Origin of the sequence: Roseateles sp. L2-2, from assembly GCF_050613215.1 — a bacterium.
Lineage (GTDB): Bacteria > Pseudomonadota > Gammaproteobacteria > Burkholderiales > Burkholderiaceae_C > Roseateles > Roseateles noduli.
Genome location: NZ_CP192509.1, coordinates 1281299 through 1302567 on the forward strand (window position 1 = coordinate 1281299; position 21269 = coordinate 1302567).

15 protein-coding genes are annotated in these 21269 nt (G+C 69.2%); all 15 read left to right on the forward strand.

Annotation, left to right across the window (positions count from 1 at the left end):
• Nucleotides 1-61: 61 nt before the first annotated feature.
• On the forward strand, nt 62-1204 hold the full coding sequence (locus ACQZ13_RS05830; protein ID WP_431050267.1) for a UDP-glucose--hexose-1-phosphate uridylyltransferase: 1143 nt from the start codon (nt 62-64) through the stop codon (nt 1202-1204).
• Nucleotides 1201-2409 carry a galactokinase gene (galK, locus tag ACQZ13_RS05835; RefSeq protein ID WP_431050268.1) on the forward strand — a complete coding sequence of 403 codons (1209 nt, stop codon included), beginning with the start codon at nt 1201-1203 and terminating at the stop codon, nt 2407-2409. The genes ACQZ13_RS05830 and galK overlap by 4 nt, the downstream gene beginning before the upstream one ends.
• Nucleotides 2406-3518 carry an aldose epimerase family protein gene (locus tag ACQZ13_RS05840; protein WP_431050269.1) on the forward strand — a complete coding sequence of 371 codons (1113 nt, stop codon included), beginning with the start codon at nt 2406-2408 and terminating at the stop codon, nt 3516-3518. The genes galK and ACQZ13_RS05840 overlap by 4 nt, the downstream gene beginning before the upstream one ends.
• Before the next feature lie 13 nt (nt 3519-3531).
• Entirely contained in the window at nt 3532-4629 is a 1098-nt protein-coding gene (locus tag ACQZ13_RS05845; protein ID WP_431050270.1) for a hypothetical protein, read from the forward strand.
• Nucleotides 4630-4747: 118 nt separating this feature from the next.
• Complete coding sequence (locus tag ACQZ13_RS05850) at nt 4748-5890, forward strand: ABC transporter ATP-binding protein (RefSeq protein WP_431050271.1); 1143 nt, start codon at nt 4748-4750, stop codon at nt 5888-5890.
• Nucleotides 5887-6882 carry a carbohydrate ABC transporter permease gene (locus ACQZ13_RS05855; RefSeq protein ID WP_431050272.1) on the forward strand — a complete coding sequence of 332 codons (996 nt, stop codon included), beginning with the start codon at nt 5887-5889 and terminating at the stop codon, nt 6880-6882. The genes ACQZ13_RS05850 and ACQZ13_RS05855 overlap by 4 nt, the downstream gene beginning before the upstream one ends.
• A complete protein-coding gene (locus ACQZ13_RS05860; protein WP_431050273.1) occupies nt 6879-7718 on the forward strand; it encodes a carbohydrate ABC transporter permease in 840 nt (279 codons plus the stop codon). The genes ACQZ13_RS05855 and ACQZ13_RS05860 overlap by 4 nt, the downstream gene beginning before the upstream one ends.
• A 35-nt stretch (nt 7719-7753) precedes the next feature.
• A complete protein-coding gene (locus ACQZ13_RS05865; RefSeq protein WP_431050274.1) occupies nt 7754-9178 on the forward strand; it encodes an ABC transporter substrate-binding protein in 1425 nt (474 codons plus the stop codon).
• Between the two features lie 243 nt (nt 9179-9421).
• Nucleotides 9422-12205 carry a TonB-dependent receptor gene (locus ACQZ13_RS05870; protein WP_431050275.1) on the forward strand — a complete coding sequence of 928 codons (2784 nt, stop codon included), beginning with the start codon at nt 9422-9424 and terminating at the stop codon, nt 12203-12205.
• A gap of 249 nt (nt 12206-12454) precedes the next feature.
• The gene (locus tag ACQZ13_RS05875; RefSeq protein WP_431050276.1) at nt 12455-13447 is read left to right on the forward strand and encodes an ABC transporter substrate-binding protein; all 993 of its coding nucleotides are present in this window, start codon (nt 12455-12457) and stop codon (nt 13445-13447) included.
• Nucleotides 13447-15138, forward strand: coding sequence for a sugar ABC transporter ATP-binding protein (locus tag ACQZ13_RS05880; protein WP_431050277.1), 1692 nt, complete (start codon nt 13447-13449; stop codon nt 15136-15138). Before ACQZ13_RS05875 ends, ACQZ13_RS05880 begins: the two co-directional genes overlap by 1 nt.
• Nucleotides 15135-16223, forward strand: a complete 1089-nt coding sequence (locus tag ACQZ13_RS05885) for an ABC transporter permease (protein WP_431050278.1) — start codon at nt 15135-15137, stop codon at nt 16221-16223. Before ACQZ13_RS05880 ends, ACQZ13_RS05885 begins: the two co-directional genes overlap by 4 nt.
• Nucleotides 16220-17224: a galactofuranose ABC transporter, permease protein YjfF gene (gene yjfF, locus ACQZ13_RS05890; protein WP_431050279.1), complete on the forward strand. Its 1005-nt coding sequence runs from the start codon at nt 16220-16222 to the stop codon at nt 17222-17224. Before ACQZ13_RS05885 ends, yjfF begins: the two co-directional genes overlap by 4 nt.
• Before the next feature lie 40 nt (nt 17225-17264).
• Entirely contained in the window at nt 17265-19118 is a 1854-nt protein-coding gene (locus tag ACQZ13_RS05895) for a glycoside hydrolase family 2 protein (protein ID WP_431050280.1), read from the forward strand.
• Nucleotides 19119-19230: 112 nt separating this feature from the next.
• On the forward strand, nt 19231-21219 hold the full coding sequence (locus tag ACQZ13_RS05900; RefSeq protein WP_431050281.1) for an RICIN domain-containing protein: 1989 nt from the start codon (nt 19231-19233) through the stop codon (nt 21217-21219).
• Nucleotides 21220-21269: the final 50 nt, after the last annotated feature.

Below are 21269 nucleotides of genomic sequence, written 5' to 3' on the forward strand. Positions count from 1 at the left end.
TCTGAGGTCCTAGGGTAAAGACGGATCATTAATAACAAACAAGTTCGTGATAATGGCAGCCATGAACCCCGCACACCACGACGGGCGAGGCGCCGAGACCGCCACCTCCGCTGATTCCCCCGGCCGCGTCCATCGCCGCCGCAATCCGCTGACCGGCCGTCACGTGCTGGTCTCCCCGCACCGCACGCAGCGGCCCTGGCAGGGCGCGCAGGAGTCGGTCGACGAGACTGCGCTTCCCGCTCACGACCCCAGCTGCTATCTGTGCGCCGGCAACGCCCGGGCGAACGGTCAGCGCAACCCGGACTACACCGGCACCTTCGTCTTCACGAACGACTTCGCGGCGCTGCAGCCGGCGCGCGGCGACGAGGCGGACCTCGTCGTTGCGGACGACGCAGGCGCGGACCTGCTGCAGGCGATGCCCGTCGCCGGCGAGTGCCGTGTGCTCTGCTTCTCCCCGGACCACGCCCGCACGCTGCCGGAACTCGAATTGCCCGAGCTGCGGGCGGTGGTTCAAGCGTGGATGGACCAGTCCGCCGACATGGGCGCGCGCCATCGCTGGGTGCAGGTCTTCGAGAACAAGGGCGCGGCGATGGGCTGCTCCAACCCGCACCCGCACGGCCAGGTCTGGGGCCTGGACCAGTTGCCCGACGAGGCCGTGCTCGCCGACACGCATCAGCGCGAGTACCTCGATCGCCACGGCGAACCGCTGCTGGTGCGCTACGTCCGCGATGAACTCGCCGCGGGCGAACGCGTGATCGTCGAGACCGAGCACTGGGTCGCCGTGGTGCCGTACTGGGCCGCCTGGCCGTTCGAGACGCTGCTGCTGCCGAAGGCGCACACCTTGCGCCTCGAGGCGATGACGACGGCGCAGGCCGAGGACCTCGCGGTCGCGGTGCGCCGTCTCACGACGCGCTACGACAACCTGTTCCAGTGCTCGTTCCCGTATTCGATGGGCTGGCACGGCGCGCCGCACGGCGCGGGGCAGCCGGACGACGACGCCAACCGCCACTGGCAGTTGCACGCGCATTTCTATCCGCCGCTGCTGCGTTCGGCGACGGTGCGCAAGTTCATGGTCGGCTTCGAAATGCTCGGCGAGGCACAACGCGACCTCACGCCGGAGACCGCCGCGCAGCGCCTGCGCGAGGTCAGCGACACCGTGCATTACCGGCAGGCGCGCCGCGCCGCGCGGGCGGAGGGCGCATGAGCCAGGATCTTCAAGCGACACCGCGCGAGCGCGCGGTGCAAGGATTCGAGCGCGCCTTCGGCAGTTCGCCGGAACGCCTGAGCCGCGCGCCGGCGCGCGTCAACCTGATCGGCGAGCACACCGACTACAACGAGGGCTTCGCGATGCCCTGCGCGATCGACCGCGACACGGTCGTCGCCGCGGCTCGTCGCGATGACGATGTCGTCGAGGTGATCGCCTGCGATCTGGCCGCCGAGAAGGGCGGCGAGGGCGGCGAGGGCGGCGAGGGCGGTGCGCGAGGCCGCTTCCGCATCGGCGAGGCGGCGGATGTCTCCGTCAGCCCGCAGTGGCTGCGCTACGTGCAGGGCATGGTCGCCGTGCTGCGCGAGCAGGGCCACGCCGTCGGCGGCGCGACGCTGTCGATCGCGGGCAACGTGCCGCAGGGCGCGGGCCTGAGTTCCTCGGCCTCGCTGGAGATGGCGATCGGCCAGGCCTTGTCCGCGCTCAACGGCTGGACGCTGCCGCCGACGACGATGGCGCTCGCCGGCCAGCGCGCCGAGAACGTCTACGCCGGCTGCCGCTGCGGCGTGCTGGACCAGCTGTCCTCGTCGCTCGGCGTGAAGGGCCACGCGCTGCTGATGGACTGCCGCAGTCTGGAGGTTCGTCCGATCCCGATGCCCGAGGACATCGCGGTCCTGGTCGTCGATTCGAAGATCCAGCGCGGCCTGGTCGACAGCGAATACAACCTGCGCCGCCAGCAATGCGAGGCCGCAGCCAAGGGCCTGGGCGTGAAGGCGCTGCGCGACGTCGACGACGCGTTGTGGTCGCGGCTCGGCGGGCAGCTCGACCCGGTCGTGCGCCGACGCGCGCGTCACATCATTTCCGACAGCCAGCGCTGCGCCGGCCTGGCCGACGCCCTGACGCGCGGTGACTTCGCCGCGATCGGCCAACTGATGCGGGAATCCCACTGGTCCATGCGCGACGACTTCGAGATCACCGTTCCCCCGATCGACGCGCTGGCCGCGCTGATGCAGGACGTCATCGGCGACCACGGCGGCGCGCGCATGACCGGCGGCGGCTTCGGCGGCTGTGTCATCGCGCTCGCACCGCGGGCGATGGTCGACGAGATCCGTGTCGCCGTCGAACGCGGCTACCGCTCGCCGGACGGGCGCGCGGCGGAGGTCCACGTCTGCGCCGCCTCCGACGGCGCGGGAGTGCTGGCATGAGCGCCGCTGATGTGACCGGGACCAGCATTGCCTCCGCCGCAGCCGCTGACGTGCCGTTGAAGACCTTCGCGCTGCGCTCGCCGGATGGCCTACGCATCACGATCACCGATGCCGGCGCATCGTGGATGTCGTGCGAAGTGCCTGTCGACGGCGAGGACCGCGAGGTGCTGCTCGGCTACCAGACGCCGGACGACTACCTGCGCCAGCCGGGCTACCTCGGCGCCGTGGTCGGTCGCTACGCCAACCGCATTGCGGGCGCGTCCTTCGAGCTCGACGGCCGTCACTTCGCGCTCGACGCGAACGAGGGCCCCAACCAGCTGCACGGCGGGACCGTCGGCTTCCACCGCAAGATCTGGGACGTGGCGCATCAGGACGAGCACACGCTGGAACTGGCGCTGCGCTCGGAAGACGGCGATCAGGGCTATCCCGGCCAGCTGGATGTCCGCGTGACCTACCGCGTCGAGGCACCGCTCACGGTCAGCGTGAGCTTCGAAGCCCGTACCGACGCGCCGACGCTGGTGAACGTGAGCAGCCATGCCTACTTCAACCTCGACGGCCCGGGGCGCGACATCCTCGATCAGCAATTGCAGATCGCGGGCGCCCGCTACCTGCCGGTGCGGGCCGACCTGATCCCGACCGGCGAGCAGCAGGGCGTCGCGGGCACGCCCTTCGACTTCCGCCAACCGCGCCGCATCGGCGACGCGCTCGAAGCGCTGCGCCGGCTCGACGTCCAGCCGGCCTGCCACGATCACTGCTGGCTGATCGACGAGCCGGAGGGCGAGGGCGCCGCGGCGACGCTGCGCTCCGGCGACGGCCGCCTGACGCTCGCGCTGCACAGCGACGCGCCCGGCCTGCAGTTCTACGCCGGTGAGTTCCTGCCCCAGACCCCCGACCGCAACGGTCGCCCGCACATCAAGCACGGCGGCCTCGCGATCGAGCCCGAGGCGCTGCCCGACAGTCCCCACCACCCCGAATGGCCGCAACCCGGCGCGGTGCTGCGTCCCGGCGAGGTCTACCGCCATCGCCTGACCTACCGCTTCGTTCCGTCGTCCATCTCGTCCTCCTCGACTTCCACGTCGTCCTCGTCCACTCCGGCCGACAAGGCCTGACCCCGAGATCCTCATGAGCCATCCCGCCACCGCCCCCGCCGCCGTTCCCGCCCGCTGGACGCCTGAGCAGGCCCACGCCTGGTTCCAGGCACAGCCGCCGTCGCTGGGCGCGAACTTCATCCCTGCCTCCGCCATCAACCAGCTCGCCATGTGGCAGGCCGAGAGCTTCGACGCCGAGCGCATCGATCTCGAACTCGGCTGGGCCGCCGGCCTGGGCATGAACACGATGCGCGTGTTCCTGCACGACCTGCTGTGGGCGCAGGACGCCGCCGGTTTCAAGTCGCGCATCGGCCAGTACCTCGACATTGCCGATCGCCACGGCATCAAGACGATGTTCGTGCTGTTCGACTCCTGCTGGGACCCGCATCCGAAGCTGGGCCCGCAACGCGAGCCCATCCCCGGCGTTCACAACTCCGGCTGGGTGCAGAGCCCGTCCGCGACGCAGCTCGCCGACCGCTCGACCTGGCCCGCGCTGCGCGCCTACGTCGAGGACATCGTCAAGACCTACGGCCAGGACCCGCGCGTCACCTACTGGGACGTCTGGAACGAGCCCGACAACCAGGGCGGCGGCATGGGCTACTACCTGCCGCGCGAGGCCAAGGACAAGATCGCGCTGGTCGCGGAACTGATCCCGCAGGTCTTCGACTGGGCGCGTGCGCAGCAGCCCTCGCAGCCGCTGACCAGCGGCGTGTGGCTGGGCGACGACTGGACGCCCGGATCCAAGGAACTGAACGCGGTGCAGCAGGCGCAGCTGGCCGGCTCCGACGTCGTCAGCTTCCACGACTACAGCTGGCCCGAGAAACTGGAAGCCCGCATCAAGCAGCTGAAGGCCTACGGCCGTCCGCTGATCTGCACCGAGTACATGGCGCGCAGCCTGGGCTCGACCTTCGACGTCGCGCTGCCGATCGCCTGGCGCGAGGACGTGGGCATGCTCAACTGGGGCTTCGTCGACGGCAAGAGCCAGACGAAGATGCCGTGGGACTCGTGGAAGAAGCCGTACACCATCGATCCGCCGCTGGTGTGGTTCCACGACGTGCTGCACACCGACGGCACGCCGTACCGCGAGCGCGAAGCCGAACTGTTGCGGCAACATGGCGCCCGCAAGCGTTGAACGGACTCACCGCCGATCGACGTTGAGCGGACGACGGTGACAGACACGGCGGACGGGGCGCGATGACCCCGTCCGCCAACCAGAGGTGCTGCGATGGATGGCGCCCGGTAGGAGACGTATGACAGCAAGCATCGAGTTCGCGGCCGTGGCCAAGCGCTACGGGTCCGTGGAGATCATTCCCGACTTCTCGCTCACCATCGGGGCGGGCGAGTTCATCGTGCTGCTCGGCCCGTCGGGCTGCGGCAAGTCCACGCTGCTGCGCATGCTGGCGGGGCTGGAGAGCGTCTCCGGCGGCCGCATCCTGCTCGCCGACCAGGACGTCACCGCGCTGCCGCCCGGCCGGCGCGGTCTGGCGATGGTGTTCCAGCAGTACGCGCTCTACCCGCACATGAGCGTGTTCGACAACATGGCCTTCGGCCTGCGCAACATCGGCATCGCCGACGCCGAGGTGCGCCGCCGCGTCGAGGACGCCGCGCGCATGCTGGAGCTCGACACGCTGCTGCAGCGCCGCCCGTCGCAACTGTCCGGCGGCCAGCGCCAGCGCGTCGCGATCGGACGCGCCGTGGTGAAGGAGCCCAAGGCCTTCCTCTTCGACGAACCGCTGTCCAACCTCGATGCCAAGCTGCGCAACCGCACGCGCATCGAGCTGGCGCGTCTGCACAAGCGGCTCGGCGCGACCATGGTCTTCGTCACCCACGACCAGGTCGAGGCGATGACGCTGGCCGACCGCATCGTCGTGCTCAACGGCGGTCGCATCGAGCAGGCCGGCGCGCCGATGGACATCTATCAACGTCCGCGCACGCGCTTCGTCGCGGGCTTCGTGGGCAGCCCGTCGATGAACTTCCTGCCGGTCGAGCGCGTGAGCGATCAGCAAGGGTGCATCGCCGTCCGGCTGCCCGGCGGCGCGGTCGTCACGACGCAGATCGCGTCGAAGTCGATCGCGGGTCAGCTCGAAATCGGCGTGCGGCCTGAAGGCCTGCGCCTCGCGGCCGACGGCCCGATCACCGGTTGCGTGGAACTGCTGGAACGCCTCGGCGAGCGCAGCCTCGCGCACGTCGGCCTGGGCGACGGCACGGTCGTCGTGTCCGAGGTGCCGGTGAACAGCACGCTCGCGATGGGCGAGACGGTGCGCCTGCGGCCCGATCTGGAACAGGTCCATCTCTTCGACGGCGCGGGTCTCGCGTATCACGCCGAGCCGGCGTCGGACGGCGTGCCGGCCGAAGCGTTCATCGCGGGCGCGACCGCAGCGGAGGTCCGATGAGCGCGACCGCTGCCATCGCAGCGACCGACTCCGCTGTGGGGGCCGCGCGGCCCGTCACCGATGCGGCGGCTGACGTCATCTCCGGCGCGAAGCCGCCGCGCGGCGCGCTGGGCCGCTCCGCGATGGATGGCCCGGCCTGGGTCGGCTGGGCCTTCATCGCGCCGTTCGCGCTCTGCTACCTGGGCCTGCTCGCGGCGCCGGTGCTGGAGGGCTTCTGGCTCTCCTTCAACGCCGTCGACCTGCTGACCGGCAAGGGCCAGTTCGTTGGCCTGGCCAACTTCCTGGACCTGGTGCGCGACGAGGTCTTCCTGCGCTGCGCGCGCAACACCATCTTCTTTGCGGCGATCTGCACGCCGGCCTTCGTCGGCCTGGGCCTGGCGCTCGCGCTGGTGCTCAACCGGCCCGGGCGCACCGGCGCCTGGCTGCGCGGCACCTTCTTCGCCTCCAACGTGCTGTCGGTGACCGTCGTCACGCTGATCTGGCGCCTGGTCCTGCTGCCCGACCGCGGGCTGCTGAGCCAGAGCCTCGCGGCCTTCGGCCTGCCGGACCTCGCGCCGCTGAGCAACGAATCCCTCGCGCTGCCCTTCATCGCGCTGGTCACGCTGTGGTGGGGCATCGGCCTGCCGATGATGCTGATCCTCGCCGCGCTGCAGCAGATCCCGCCCGACCTCTACGAAGCCGCCGCCCTGGACAACGCCAGCCGCTGGCGCAGCTTCCGCTTCATCACGCTGCCGGCGCTGCGCCGCACGCTGATCATGGTCGCCATCATCCAGGTCATCGGCCAGCTGCAGGTCTTCGGCCAGGCGCAGCTGCTCACCAACGGCGGACCCAACAACAGCACCCGCACGCTGGTGATGTTCATCTACGAGGCGCTCTTCGACCAATGGGCGCTGGGCTACTCCGCCGCGGCGGCGCAGATCCTGTTCGTGCTGATGGTGCTCGGGGTCTCGTTCCAGCGCTGGGCCGAGCGCCGCGAAGGAGCGCAGACATGAGCGGCCGCGTCTGGCAGAACGGTCCCTGGGACCGCGTGCTCCTCGGTTCGGCCATCGCGCTCGCGCTGCTGTGGATGCTCCCGCTCGCGTGGGTCTTCGCGCTGTCGCTGAAGTCGAACGCGGTGCTGATGGAGCGCACCGACGCCATCCTCACCACGCCCTTCACGCTGCGCAACTACGCGGACATCCTCGCCAACCCGGCGGTGTTCCGCTGGGTGCTCAACAGCTGCATCGTCGCGCTGGTGCAGACGGCGCTGGTGCTGTTCATCTCCTCGCTGGCGGGCTACGGCTTTGCGCGCTGCGAGTTCCCCGGCCGCCGCATCGCTTTCGCGCTGGCGCTGGCTGGCCTCGCCGTGCCGGAGCCCGCGGTCGTGATCCCGTTGCACCGCATCTTCGCGGAGCTCGGCCTGCACAACAGCTACGCCGGGCTGATCCTGCCGCGTCTGGCGGCGCCGTTCGGCGTGTTCCTGATGACGCAGTTCTTCAAGGCAATCCCGCGCGAACTGGAAGAAGCCGCGCTGATGGACAACGCCTCGCGCTGGAAGATCTTCTGGCGCGTGATCCTGCCGCAGACGCTGCCGGCGCAGGCGACGCTGGGCATCTTCAGCTTCCTGGCGGCCTGGAACGACTATCTGTGGCCGCTGATCTCCGCGACCCGTCCCGAGATGTACACGCTGACGCTGGGCCTGGCGGCCACGCAGACCAACTTCGCGCAGTCCGAGGGCCTGGGCTTCCTGATGGCGCAGGCGGTCTTCGCGGCGCTGCCGGTGCTGGTGCTTTACGCCTTCTTCCAGCGGCACATCGTCGCGGCGGTGGCGGGGGGGAAGGCGGCATGAGGCAGCAGTGCAACAAGCAGAACGCAAGCTCGCGCGTGCGCTCCCCATTGCGCCGGCTCGCCGTCGCCGCGTGTCTGAGCCTTGCAGGCCTCGCGGCCTTCGCGCAAGGACAGGCGGGGCAGGGCGGTGAAGTCCACATCACGCTCGCCCGCTTCTTCGGCAGCTGCGACGCCGAGTACGGTCAGGTGACCGATCCGTCCAAGGCCAGCAGCGAGTGCGGCATCATCACCGCGCTCACCAACCGCTTCAACGCGCGGGAGTCCGGCCGCATCCGCGTCGACACGCAGGTGGTGGAGCACTCGGCCTACTACCAGCAGCTGGGCGCGCGCATCGTCGGCGGCGACCTGCCGAGCATCGCGATCATGCACAGCTCGGTGCTGGGCGACTTCGCCAAGCGCGACCTCCTGCAGCCGCTCGAAGACGGCTTCGCGCGGGAAGGCGTCGCCGTCGCCGACTTCACGCCGCATGCGCGCCACGGCGTGACCTTCGCGGGCCACGTGGTCGCGCTGCCGTACGACTCGCACGCGGCGCTGTGGCACATCAACCTCGGGTTGATGAAGCAGGCGGGACTCGTGGATGCGAAAGGCCATGCACGCCTGCCCAAGTCGACCGCCGAGGCGCTTGATCAGGCGCGCGCCTTCAAGCGCGCGACCGGCAAACCCTACTTCGTCTGGCTGACGCTGAACGATCCGAGCTTCTTCGCACGCTCGGTGCTGGGGTTGGTCGCGCAGCAGGGCGGGACGCTGTTCCCGCGCAGCGACCAGACCGTCGACCTGACGTCCCCGCAGGTCCGCGAGGCCGTGCAGTTCATGCGCACCGTCTACGCGGAGGGCCTGTCCACGCGCAACATGGACTACAGCGCCGCGCTGCAGGCCTTCATGGCCGGCGCCGGCGGCGTGATGCCCAACGGCACCTGGCTGCTGGGCGACCTGACCACGCGCGCGGCCAAGCCCGGCAATCCGCTGAGCAATCAATACGAGGCGGTGCCCGAGCCGACGCTCTTCACGCAGCCCGCGACCTGGGCCGACAGCCACGTGTGGGTGATGCTGCGCAACCCGCGGCAGACGCCGCAGGAGCGCGCCGCCGCGCTGCGTTTCCTCCGCTTCCTCAACGACGAGAGCCTGGCCTGGGCCCGCACCGGGCAACTGCCCGCGCGGCAGTCGGCGGTCGACAGCGCCGCGTTCAAGGCGCTGCCGATGCGCGCGTCGCTCGGCCCGGTCGCCGCGCACGGCACCGGCCTGCCGACGACCGTCGCGCGGCAGTCCCGTGTGATGGGCCTGCTGGGCGACACGGTGGCTTCCATCGTCGTCTCCGGCGAGCCGCTGGACGCGACGCTGGCCAAGGGCCAGCAGCGCATCAACCGCCTGCTGGAGCGCGAATCGCGCTTCCTCGGCGCGACGGCCACCGAGGCCGGCGTGGCGCCGACGGCACAGGCCAGCGTCTCTCATGGTTTGCGCTAGGTTTATAACGAATTAATTGGTGAATAATCACAAAAACCGAACGCTAAGGTCCTGAAAGACCGTGTCGGAATGCCCGGTTCCGGCGGAGATCCCGCGCACCGGGGCGATGACCAGCACAACCAGGTGGTGGCAGGCGCCGAATCTCGTCGAATACTGCAAGAAAAGTTGTTTGTATTAAAACCCGGCCCGGACCAGGCGCGCGTTCCTCCCCGCGCACCGGTCACGAGGCCCTTGGAGACAACAATGAATCGAATCCCCCACTCCCTCCGGCTGTCGCCGATCTCGGCGGCGGCCTGCCTGACGCTGTGCCTGGCCGGCCAGCAGGTCCTGGCGCAGGACGCGCCCAAGCCGGCGGCCGCACCGGCCGCTCCTGAGACCGCCGCCTCGGGCGCGGCGGGCACGAAGCTGGAACAGGTCGTCATCGTCGGCCAGCGCGCCAGCCGCGCGGCGGCGGTGCAGACCAAGCGCGACGCCGACCAGGTCGTCGAATCCATCGTCGCCGACGACATCGGCAAGTTCCCCGACAACACGGTGGCCGAGGCGCTGCAGCGCGTCCCGGGCGTGCAGACCGTCGTCAACTTCAACAACGAGATCGTCAATCCGCTGATCCGCGGCATCGGCGACATCATCACGACCGTCGACGGCCGCGAGATGTTCACCGGCGTGGGCCGCGGCTTCGCGTTCCAGGACCTGCCCGCGGAAGCGATCTCGCGCGCCAACGTCTACAAGTCGGCCGGCGCCAACCTGATCGAAGGCGGCGTCGCCGGCGCGATCGACCTGCGCCTGCGCAAGCCGATGGAATTCAGCAAGGGCCTGACGCTGGTCGTCAACGGCCGCGCCAGCCAGGGCGACTACGCCGACAAGCCCAGCACCAAGCTGGGCGTGCTCGGCTCCTACCGCACCAACACGCCGGCGGGCGAGATGGGCGGCCTGGTCGACATCTCCTACGCCGACCACAAGTTCAACCGGCCGATCTCGTTCAACTGCGATCCGCGCTCGGGCACCAACGGCCCGCCCGGAGCGCCCGGCCTGGTGCTCCCGACCTGCGTCGGCGGCCTGACCGACACCGGCGAGTACCAGCGTCCGCAGGTCAACGCGTCCTTCCAGTGGCGCCCCAACCAGGAGAACGAGTTCTACGTCGACGGCCTCTACGCGGGCTACCGCGCGAAGTTCGCGACCTTCTTCATCTTCTCGGACATCTTCGCGGCGCAGAACATCACCAACCCCAAGGGCAGCGACGACTGCTTCGATGCGCACGTCGATGGCGCCGGCTTCCTCGGCCCGTCGTCGCAGCCGATCCAGCGCCTGTGCAACGGCGTGTCGGCGACCTTCAACAACGTGCCCGGACTGACCAGCACGCAGGCCAAGAAGCAGTCCACCGACCAGCGCGTGCTGGCGGGCGGCTGGAAGTACAACTCGGGTCCGCTGGCTATGAACCTCGACCTGTCGCGGATGGAGTCGACCAACAGCAACCGGACCATCATCGTCGACCTCGGCAAGCAGATCAGCGCCGTCGACATCGTCATCAACAACGGCGGCTACGGCACGACCAACATGCCGGGCAACCCGCTCGGCCAGGCGACGGACTTCCGCTTCGCCAACTCGCTGTTCCAGGACATCAACCGCGCGAAGTCCAAGCAGGACGCGGTGGCGCTGAGCGGCAACTACGAGCTGGGCGGCTTCATCAGCAACGTCGACTTCGGCGCCCGCATGACCAAGCGCGAATCGCACTGGCGCGCCAATGCGCCGGGCGGCCCGAACGCGCCCGGCGGCAACCGCGTGACGCTGGTGAGCAGCGCGACGCAGCTGCCGAGCAACTTCCTGATCACGGCGCCGAATTGCATCCCGCAGATCAACAACTGCTCGCCGTGGATGACGCCGAATCCGGACTACCTGCTCAACAACACGGACACGTTGCGCGCCTTGTACGGCGGCACAGCGGGTGATCCGGGCTACGACCCGCTCAACAACTACGACAGCGACGAGAAGACCTACGCCGTCTACGTGCAGCCGCACTACGAGACCAAGCTGGCGGGTCTGCCGCTGGACGGCGTGATCGGCGGCCGCTTCGTCCGCCTGGAGCGCGACATCAGCGGCGCCGGCCGGGTCAACGGCGTGGTGACGCCGCAGACGGCGAACTCGACGGCCTCGCGTTTCCTGCCCAACTTCAGCGCCAAGCTGGAGGTCGTGCCCAACCTGCTGGTCCGTGCCACCGCCGGCAAGACGATGTCGCGTCCGGCGCTGGGTGATCTGAACCCGTCGCTGACCTACTCGATCCCGACCAACGCCAACATCCGCCCGAGCGGCAGCGGCGGCAACTCGGAGCTGAAGGACCAGACCAGCACGGCCTACGACCTGTCGATCGAGAAGTACTTCAACAAGGGCAGCTACCTGCAGGCGGCGGTCTACCACCGCGTGCTGAAGAACCGCGTCGTGCGCTCGACCGCGCCGGAGGTCATCGACGGCGTCGAGTACGACATCAGCCGTCCGCGCAACCTGGGCAAGGCGACGCTGAAGGGCCTGGAGCTGAGCGGCCAGTACTTCATGGACTTCCTGCCGGGCGCGTTCAGCGGGCTGGGCGTCTTCGGCAACTACACGCTGGCGGACAGCGAGGTGAACACCAAGACCGATCCGCTGTTCGGCAAGCCGCTGCTGGGCGTGTCCAAGCACAGCTTCAACGCGGGGCTGCTGTACGAGAAGTACGGCTTCACCAGCCGCCTGACCTACACCTGGCGGAGCAAGTTCAACGAAGGCTCCTTCGGCTGCCTGCTGGCGCCGTCGGCCGAGAACGGCATGGCGGTCGCGGCCTGCGACCCGAACGTGCCGCCGACCTACAACCGCGTCAAGGACTACGGCCGTCTGGACTTCGCGATCGGCTACGCGTTCAGCGAAAAGCTGAGCGTGAGCTTCAACGCCAACAACCTGACCGGGTCGAAGTACTACAGCTACTTCCAGAACGAGAGCTTCCCGCACGACATCCGGTCGGACGACAAGTTCTACGGGTTGAGCTTCAACGCGAAGTACTGAGCCTTTCCCGAGGCCTCTTCACTTCCACCGCCGCTGGCCCTCACCCCCACCCTCTCCCGCAAGCGGGAGAGGGAGCAAGAAGGGTGGGGTACTTCGACGACCGCTGGCCCTCACCCCTGCCCTCTCCCGCAAGCGGGAGAGGGAGCAAGAGGAGCAGGCGTCGCGAGCAGAGTCGGTCGGACTCCCTCTCCCGCTTGCGGGAGAGGGCGGGGGTGAGGGCCCGCGACCGTCGCAGACAAAGGAGTTTTCATGCGTCAAGCTCGTCCGGCTGCACGCCGCCGTTTCGTTCTCGGATCCGTGGCCATGGGCGCGATCGCCGCGCTCGGGGCGATGCCCGCTGCGTTCGCCGCCGACAAGAAGATCGTCCTCGGCTTCTCCCAGATCGGTGCCGAGTCGGAGTGGCGCACCGCCAACTCCGCCTCCATCAAATCCGCGGCGAAGGAGTCCGGCATCGATCTCAAGTTCGCCGATGCCCAGCAGAAGCAGGAGAACCAGATCAAGGCCCTGCGTGCCTTCATCGCGCAGAAGGTCGATGTGATCGCGCTCTCGCCCGTCGTGGAGACCGGCTGGGGCACGGTGCTGCGGGAGGCGAAGGCCGCCGGCATCCCCGTCATCCTGACCGACCGCACCGTGCAGGAGACCGACACCACGCTGTGGGCGACCTTCATGGGCTCCGACTTCGTCGAGGAAGGCCGTCGCGCGGCGAAGTGGCTGACCGACAAGGTCAAGAGCCGTCCTGCCGGCAAGGAGATCCGCATCGTCGAGCTGCAGGGCACCGTCGGCGCGGCGCCAGCACTGGATCGCAAGAAGGGTTTCGAGGAGGGCATCAAGGCCGATCCGCGCCTGAAGATCGTGCGCTCGCAGACGGGCGACTTCAGCCGCGCCAAGGGCAAGGAGGTCATGGAGGCCTTCCTGAAGGCTGAGGGTCGCAACATCGACGTGCTCTACGCGCATAACGACGACATGGCGATCGGCGCGATCCAGGCGATCGAGGAAGCCGGTCTCAAGCCGGCCAAGGACATCCTGATCATCTCGATCGACGGCGTGAAGGGCGCGTTCCAGGCGATGGTCGCGGGCAAGCTCAACGTGACCGTGGAATGCAGCCCGCTGCTCGGGCCGCAGCTGATGCAGACGGTGAAGGACCTGAAGGCCGGCAAGACCGTGCCGCGCCGCATCGTGACCGAAGAGGGCGTGTTCCCCGCGGAGGTCGCGGCGCAGGAACTGCCCAAGCGGAAGTACTGATGAGCGTCGTGCTGGAGGCGCGCGGTGTGGCGAAGGCCTTCCGCGGCGTGCCCGCATTGGTCGACGCGGCGCTGACGCTGCGTGCCGGCGAGGTGCAGGTGCTGATGGGGCAGAACGGCGCGGGGAAGTCGACGCTGATCAAGATCCTCGCGGGCGTGCAGGATCGGGATGCAGGGACGATCGCGCTCGACGGCGTGGCCTTTGCGGCACGCTCGCCGCTGGAGGCGCAGCGCGCAGGCATCGCGGTCGTGCATCAGGAAGTCCAGCTCTGCCCGAATCTGTCGGTGGCGGAGAACGTGCTTGCAGGACGCTTCCCGCGCCGCTGGGGCGGCGTGGCGATCGACTGGCCGAAGGTGCGCGAGGAGGCCGGCGCGGCGCTCGCGCGACTCGGCATCCAGGCCGACGTGCGGCGACCGCTCGGCGACTTCCCCGTGGCGGTGCAGCAGATGATCGCCATCGCCCGCGCGCTGCATCAGCAGGCACGGGTGCTGATCCTCGATGAACCAACGTCGTCGCTCGACGAGGCAGAAACGGCACGGCTGCTCGCCATGATCCGGCAACTCCGCGACGAAGGCGTCGCGGTGCTGCTCGTCACCCACTTCCTCGACCAGGCCTACGCGGTGGCAGACCGCTTCACGGTGTTCCGGAATGGAGAGTTCGTCGGGGAGCGGCCAGCGACAGAACTGGTGCGCATGGAACTGGTGACGTTGATGCTCGGTCGGGAGTTCAGCACTGCCACGGCTGCTGGCCCTCACCCCCACCCTCTCCCGCAAGCGGGAGAGGGAGTGAGAATGCACCGAGCTGACCGGACCGCGCCACCCGTCTTACCCCCTCTCCCGCTTGCGGGAGAGGGCAGGGGTGAGGGGCGCGCGCAGCGCGCGGGGTCTGGGCAGTCAAGCGGCCTCTTGCTCCCTCTCCCGCTTGCGGGAGAGGGTGGGGGTGAGGGCCAGCGGCCGTCGATCCTCTCCACCCTGGGGCTCGGGCGCCGTGGCGCGGTCGAGGGCATCGATCTGCGCGTTGCTGCCGGAGAAGTGCTGGGCCTGGCCGGCCTGCTCGGCGCGGGCCGGACCGAAACCGCGCGCCTGCTCTTCGGCGCCGATCGCGCCGACGCCGGCGAGATCCGCATCGACGGCACCGCCGTGCGCCTGCGCAGTCCGCGCGACGCCGTCCGCGCCGGCATGGCCTTCTGCCCGGAGGAACGCAAGGTCGACGGCATCGTCGCCGAACTCAGCGTGCGCGAGAACATCGTGCTCGCCCTGCAAGCCAGACGCGGCGTCTTCAGAACGCTGACAGGCACCGCGCAACGCGAGCTCGCCCAACGCTTCATCACCCAACTCGGCATCAAGACCGCCGACGCGGAGACGCCCATCGGCCTGCTCTCCGGCGGCAACCAGCAGAAGGCGATCCTCGCGCGCTGGCTCGCGACGACGCCGCGCCTGCTGATCCTCGACGAACCCACCCGCGGCATCGACATCGCCGCGAAGCAGGACCTGATGGACCAGGTGCTGTCGCTGTGCCGGCAAGGCATGGCCTTGATCTTCATCTCGTCGGAGCTGCCCGAAGTCCTGCGCGCGAGCGACCGCATCACCGTCCTGCGCGAGCGTCGCCAGGTGGCGGAGCTTGACGCGCGCGGCCTCGACGAGGACCGCCTGCTGCACGTGATGGCGGGCGCCGCGGAGGCCCACGCATGAGCGCCCCCGCCTTCCTGCGTCGCCGGCGGCGTGCCGCGGACGCGGACGCAACCCTCGACGCGCGCCCCCCTCGCCCGAGGCGAGGCGCGGACCACCACGCTGGCGCCCGTCACGCCGCCTACGTCCTGCTCGCCCTCTGGGCGCTGAACGCGATCCTGAATCCGCAGTTCCTCAGCCTGCGCTGGCAGGACGGTCACGCCTACGGACCGCTGATCGACATCCTGAACCGTGCGGCCCCGCTGATGGTCGTCGCGATGGGCATGACACTGGTGATCGCGGTACGCGGGATCGACATCTCGGTCGGTGCGGTGGTCGCGATCGCGGGCGCGGTGGCGGCGTCGCTGGTGACTCGCGACGGTGCGGCGATGCCGATGACGGCGGCGATCCTCGGCGCGCTCGGCGCGGCGGCGGTGTGCGGCCTGTTCAATGGCCTGCTCGTCGTCGCCGGCGGCATCCAGCCGATCATCGCGACCTTGATCCTGATGGTCGCCGGCCGAGGGATCGCGCAGCTGATCACCGACGGCCAGATCATCACGATCTATCACGAGCCCTACTTCTTCCTCGGCAGCGGCTTCCTGCTCGGACTGCCGTTCGCGCCATGGATCGCGCTCGGCGTCGCGGCGCTCTTCGGACTGTTGAAGCACCGCACCGCGCTCGGCCTCTTCCTTCAAGCCAGCGGCGCCAACCCGGCTGCCGCGCGGCTGGCCGGCGTTCACGCTGCCGGACTGATGCTGGCGGTCTACATCGCGTGCGGCCTCTGCGCCGGCGTGGCCGGCCTGATGATCAGCGCCAACATCAAGAGCGCCGACGCCAACAACGCAGGTCTGATGCTGGAGCTGGACGCGATCCTCGCGGTGGCGCTGGGCGGGACCTCGCTGCTCGGCGGCCGGTTCAGCCTGCGCGGCAGCCTGCTGGGCGCGCTGATCATCCAGACGCTGACGACCAGCATCTACGCGCTGGGCATCGCGCCCGAGGTCACGCTGGTGGTGAAGGCCGCCGTCGTCTTCGCGGTGTCGATCAGTCAGGCGCCGGCATGGCGCGTCTGGCGCGAGCGCGGGCAGCGGCGCGCGGGAGCGACGTTATGAACGCACGCTCCCGTCTTCACGTCCGTTCGCTCGTCCACGCCCGCGACCTGCCGAGCTGGGCCTCCGTGCTGCTGCTGGTGGTCGGCACGCTCGCCGGCGCGTCAGCCTATCCGGGATTGCTGTCCAGCCAGGTGCTGCTGAACCTGCTGATCGACAACGCCTTCCTGCTGGTCGTCGCCGTCGGCATGAGCTTCGTGATCCTCTCCGGCGGCATCGACCTGTCGGTGGGCTCGGTGGTGGCACTGACGACGATGCTGCTGGCGCTCGGTGTCGAACGCGCGCACCTGTCGCCGCTGGTGCTGATCCCGCTGCTGCTGCTAGGCGGCGCCGCATTCGGCGCGGCGATGGGCGCGGTGATCCACGTCTTCGCGATCCCGCCCTTCATCGTGACGCTCGCCGGCCTGTTCCTGGCGCGTGGGCTCTGCTATCTGCTGAGCGTCGATTCGATCCCGATCACCGACGCGACGCTCACCGCGTGGTCGCAGTCGCGCTGGTCGCTCGGACCGCTCGGCGAGATCACTCCCGGCGCGGTCTGCGCGCTCGTCGTGCTCGCGCTGGCGGTCGCTGTGTCGCGCTCCACGCCGTTCGGCCGCGCCGTCTTCGCGCTCGGCGGGCAGGAGACCTCCGCGCGCCTCATGGGCCTGCCCGTCGCCGCCACCCGCATCGGCGTCTACGCCCTCAGCGGCGGCTGCGCGGCGCTGGGCGGCGTGCTCTTCGGCATCTACACGCTGTCGGGCTACGGACTTCATGCGCAGGGTCTGGAGCTCGACGCGATCGCCGCGGTGGTGATCGGCGGTGCGCTGCTCAGCGGCGGCATCGGCCACGTGCTGGGCGCGCTGACCGGCGTGCTGATGCTGGGCCTGATCCAGACGCTGATCCTGTTCGACGGCACCCTGAGCTCGTGGTGGACCCGCATCGTCATCGGCGCGCTGCTCGGGCTGTTCTGCGGACTCCAGCGCGTGATGGTGCTGTGGCACGGCCGCTCGACGCGGCGCTTCTGAATCCCTGAACGTCTTCATCGGAACAACGAGGAACTGATCGATGTCATCGAAGTCTCCCGCCCGCATCGCCGCGATGTTCGCGACGGTCGCCGCCTTCGCCACCACGGCCATGACGCCCATGATCGCGACGGCGCAGCCCATGCAGGACGCGCAGGCCGTCGTCGCCCCGGCACCGCATGTGCGCCTGACCACGCCTTGGACCGACGAGGCCCTGAAAGCGCCGGTTCCGTTCCCGGAGTACCCGCGCCCGCAACTGGTCCGTACCGAATGGCTCAACCTCAACGGCCAGTGGGACTACTGGGGCGGGAAGGGCGCGCCGGACGCGCGTCTTGCGCCGGGTTCCGCGCCGCGCTTCCCCGAGAAGACCGAGCGCGTCCGCGTGCCGTATCCGGTGGAATCGATGCTCTCCGGCGTCGAGCGACTCGGCGAGGTGAACCTCTGGTACCGCCGCGGCTTCGAGATCCCCGCCGCGTGGAAGGGCCGGCGCGTCCGCATCAACTTCGGCGCGGTCGATCGTCTGGCCACCATCTACGTCAACGGTACGCGCGTCGGTCAGCATGAGGGCGGCTACACCTCCTTCGGTTTCGACATCACGCCGCTGCTCAAGCCGGGCCGCAACGAGCTGGTCGTCGCCGCCTTCGATCCGAGCACCAACGACGGCACGCTCGGCAAGCAGTCGCTGAAGCCAGGCGGGATCTTCTACACGCCGAGCTCCGGCATCTGGCAGACGGTGTGGCTGGAGCCGGTGGGCCAGGCGCACATCGCCAAGCTCGACATGACGCCGGTGGTCGGCGAGCAGCGCCTCGCGCTGACCGTGCGCGCCGGCGAGACGAAGGGTCTCCAGGTCGAAGCGGTCGCGCTCAAGGACGGTCAGGTGGTCGGCCGCGTGCGCGGCGCCGCCGACAAGGCGCTGTCGCTGCCGGTGCCGCAGCCTCGGCTCTGGTCCCCCGACGATCCCTTCCTCTACGACCTGAAGGTCACGCTGCGCCGCGACGGCAAGGTCGTCGACCAGGTCGACAGCTACTTCGGCATGCGCAGCATCGAGGTGGGCATGGTCGACGGCGTGCCGCGCCCGCTGCTGAACGGCAGGTTCGTGTTCCAGTTCGGGCCGCTGGACCAGGGCTTCTGGCCCGACGGCCTCTACACCGCGCCGACCGACGCCGCGCTCCGCTTCGACCTCGAGGAGACGAAGAAGCTCGGTTTCAACATGGTCCGCAAGCACATCAAGGTGGAGCCGGCGCGCTGGTTCCACTACGCCGACAAGCTCGGCCTGCTGGTGTGGCAGGACATGCCGCAGGCCTGGGACGCCGAGACCGACCTCGCCGTGCGCGCGAAGACCGAGATCGAGTGGCGCGAGATCGTCGACCAGCTGCGCTCGGAAACGTCCATCGTCACCTGGGTGATCTTCAACGAGAGCTGGGGCGACTTCGAGCACCGCCGCATGGCCGCGCAGTTCCGCGCGATGGACCCGACGCGGCTGATCAACGCGCACTCCGGCATCAACTTCGCGCCGCATGACGAAGGCGGCGGCGACCTGATCGACCTGCACGACTACCCGGGCCCCGCCGCGCCGACGTACCAGCCGTGGCGCATCGCCGTGCTCGGCGAGTACGGCGGCAACAGCCTGAAGGTGCCCGGTCACATGTACCGGCCCGAGTCGAAGTGCTGCTACCACCTGTTCGACAGCGCGGCGGCGATCAACGACGCCTACGTCGCGCAGGTCGACAAGCTGCGCGGCTTCCGCGCCGACAAGGGCCTGAGCGCCGCGATCTACACGGAGACGACGGACGTCGAGGAAGAGCTCAACGGCTTCTTCACCTACGACCGCCGCGTGAAGAAGCTGGACTTCGACCGCGTGAGCAAGGTCAACAAGGCGTTGATCGACGGCCGATAAGCACGTGACCCCGGCGGCGGCCGAAGAGCCGCCCCAATCCCCTGACCGGCGCCGCTTACCTCGCCGATCGACGACAGCAACGCGGCCCGCGAGGCCGCACATGGAGACACGCATGAGCAAGTTCGCTTGGAGTGGGTGGCGCTGGCTGCTCGCGATGGTGATGGCGGCGACGGCCTTCGTCGCCGGACCGTCGCAGGCGGCGGAGACGGTCCTGGGCAACCAGGACAGCTTCTACCCGCGGATGATCCGGCTGGCGGCCAGCGGCGGCGCCAACGGCCGCCTGATCGCGTCCTACGACCTCGGCGGCGCGCAGTCGCTGATCTACGAGAGCACCAACCAGGGCGCGACCTGGACCCAGGTCGGCAGCGTCACGGTGCCCGAACCCTGGCACTGCTGCAGCGGGATGTGGGAGGTGCCGCAGCAGCTCGGCTCGACCGCGCCCGGCACGCTCTTCTGGGCGACGACGACGCGAAACGGCAGCGCGTATTCGATCCGCATCTACCGCAGCACGGACGTCGGCCGGACCTGGACCTCGCACGCGATCGCGGCGACCGGCAGCGTCGGTACGTGGGAGCCGGAGTTCTCGGTCGACAGCGCCGGGCGGTTGCTGATGTTCTATTCGAGCGAGGAGTACAAGTCCGGCGGCTTCAACCAGCTGATCGCGCACAAGGTCTCGACCGACGGCGGCCTCACCTGGAGCGCGGACACGATCGACGTCGGCATCAGCGACAACGGCGACCTGCGTCCCGGCATGCCCATCGTGCGCAAGCTGCCCAACGGCAGCTACGTGATGAGCTACGAGATCTGCGGGTCGCGCAGTTGCGATGTGTACATCCGGACCTCGACCAACGGCAGCAGCTGGGGCACGGCGAGCAACATGGGCACGCGCGTCGAGTCGACGGCGGGCAACCACTTCTCGCATGCGCCGACGGTGTCGTGGATGAATGACGGCAGCGCGCAGGGGCGCTTGCTGCTGATCGGGCAGATCGTGCGTCGCAACGCCGGCAACGCGATCAACGACGACGTCAACGGCCGCATCTACATGTTCAACACGAACGGTGGGGCAGGGCAGTGGACCGAGTCCGCCGCGCCGCTGGTCACGCCCAACACCGGCACCGATCCGTGCAGCAACTACAGCAGTCAGCTGCTGCCGTCGGCGGACGGAACGCGCGTGCTTCAGATGGCCAACATCGCCTGCCGCGTGCAGTTCGCGAGTGCGCCGCTGAACCATCCGGTGGCGGACGGCGTCTACCGCCTGGTCGCGAAGCACAGCGGGCAGGTGCTCGACGTGACGGGCTGCTCGACGGCCGTCGGCACGCAGATCGAGCAGTGGAGCTGGGTCGGCGGCGACTGCCAACGCTGGCGCGTGACCAACACCGGCAACGGCGACTACACGCTGACGGCGCAGCACAGCGGGCAGCAGCTCGATGTCGACGGCTGCTCGACGACCAACGGCGGCAAGGTGCAGACCTGGACGGCGGTCAACAACAACTGCCAGAAGTGGCGCATCGAGCCGGTCGGCGACGGCTACTTCCGCGTCATCAACAAGAACAGCAACCTGGTGCTGGACGTGGACGCGTGCTCGACGGCGGCGGGGACCAAGGTCCAGCAATGGAGCTGGATAGGCGGCGACTGCCAACGCTGGAAGTTCGAACGCGTGAGCCCGAACAACGCCGCCAACGGCACCTACAAGGTGATCGCGAAGCACAGCGCGCAGGCGCTGGACGTGGCGGGCTGCTCGACGGCCGCGGGCGGGCTGGTGCAGCAGTGGCCCTACAGCGGCGCCAACTGCCAGCGCTGGAACGTCACCGCGACCTCGGACGGCTTCTACGAACTGACCTCGGTGAACAGCGGCCTGAAGCTGGAGGTGCAGGACGCCTCTCTGGCGATGGGGGCTCAGGTGCGGCAATGGACGTCGAACAACGCAGCCACGCAGCGTTGGGGCATCGAGAACGTCGGCGCCGGCTACTGGCGCTTCATCAACAAGAACAGCGGCCGCGTGCTCGACGTGGACGGGTGCTCCACGGCCAACGGCGCCAAGGTCCAGCAATGGGAATGGCTGGGCGGCGACTGCCAACGATGGGCGATCTCGGCGCCGTGACGCCTTGACGCCGGGTTGAGAAGCCATCGACCAGGATCGATCCAGCAGTG

Bases quoted from the DNA above. Each gene is read 5' to 3' on its own strand.
- ACQZ13_RS05885 (WP_431050278.1), top strand. From the start codon at position 15,135: ATGAGCGCCCCCGCCTTCCTGCGTCGCCGGCGGCGTGCCGCGGACGCG.
- galK (WP_431050268.1), top strand. From the start codon at position 1,201: ATGAGCCAGGATCTTCAAGCGACACCGCGCGAGCGCGCGGTGCAAGGA.
- yjfF (WP_431050279.1), top strand. From the start codon at position 16,220: ATGAACGCACGCTCCCGTCTTCACGTCCGTTCGCTCGTCCACGCCCGC.
- ACQZ13_RS05855 (WP_431050272.1), top strand. From the start codon at position 5,887: ATGAGCGCGACCGCTGCCATCGCAGCGACCGACTCCGCTGTGGGGGCC.
- ACQZ13_RS05870 (WP_431050275.1), top strand. From the start codon at position 9,422: ATGAATCGAATCCCCCACTCCCTCCGGCTGTCGCCGATCTCGGCGGCG.
- ACQZ13_RS05895 (WP_431050280.1), top strand. From the start codon at position 17,265: ATGTCATCGAAGTCTCCCGCCCGCATCGCCGCGATGTTCGCGACGGTC.
- ACQZ13_RS05845 (WP_431050270.1), top strand. From the start codon at position 3,532: ATGAGCCATCCCGCCACCGCCCCCGCCGCCGTTCCCGCCCGCTGGACG.
- ACQZ13_RS05880 (WP_431050277.1), top strand. From the start codon at position 13,447: ATGAGCGTCGTGCTGGAGGCGCGCGGTGTGGCGAAGGCCTTCCGCGGC.
- ACQZ13_RS05850 (WP_431050271.1), top strand. From the start codon at position 4,748: ATGACAGCAAGCATCGAGTTCGCGGCCGTGGCCAAGCGCTACGGGTCC.
- ACQZ13_RS05860 (WP_431050273.1), top strand. From the start codon at position 6,879: ATGAGCGGCCGCGTCTGGCAGAACGGTCCCTGGGACCGCGTGCTCCTC.
- ACQZ13_RS05830 (WP_431050267.1), top strand. From the start codon at position 62: ATGAACCCCGCACACCACGACGGGCGAGGCGCCGAGACCGCCACCTCC.
- ACQZ13_RS05840 (WP_431050269.1), top strand. From the start codon at position 2,406: ATGAGCGCCGCTGATGTGACCGGGACCAGCATTGCCTCCGCCGCAGCC.
- ACQZ13_RS05875 (WP_431050276.1), top strand. From the start codon at position 12,455: ATGCGTCAAGCTCGTCCGGCTGCACGCCGCCGTTTCGTTCTCGGATCC.
- ACQZ13_RS05900 (WP_431050281.1), top strand. From the start codon at position 19,231: ATGAGCAAGTTCGCTTGGAGTGGGTGGCGCTGGCTGCTCGCGATGGTG.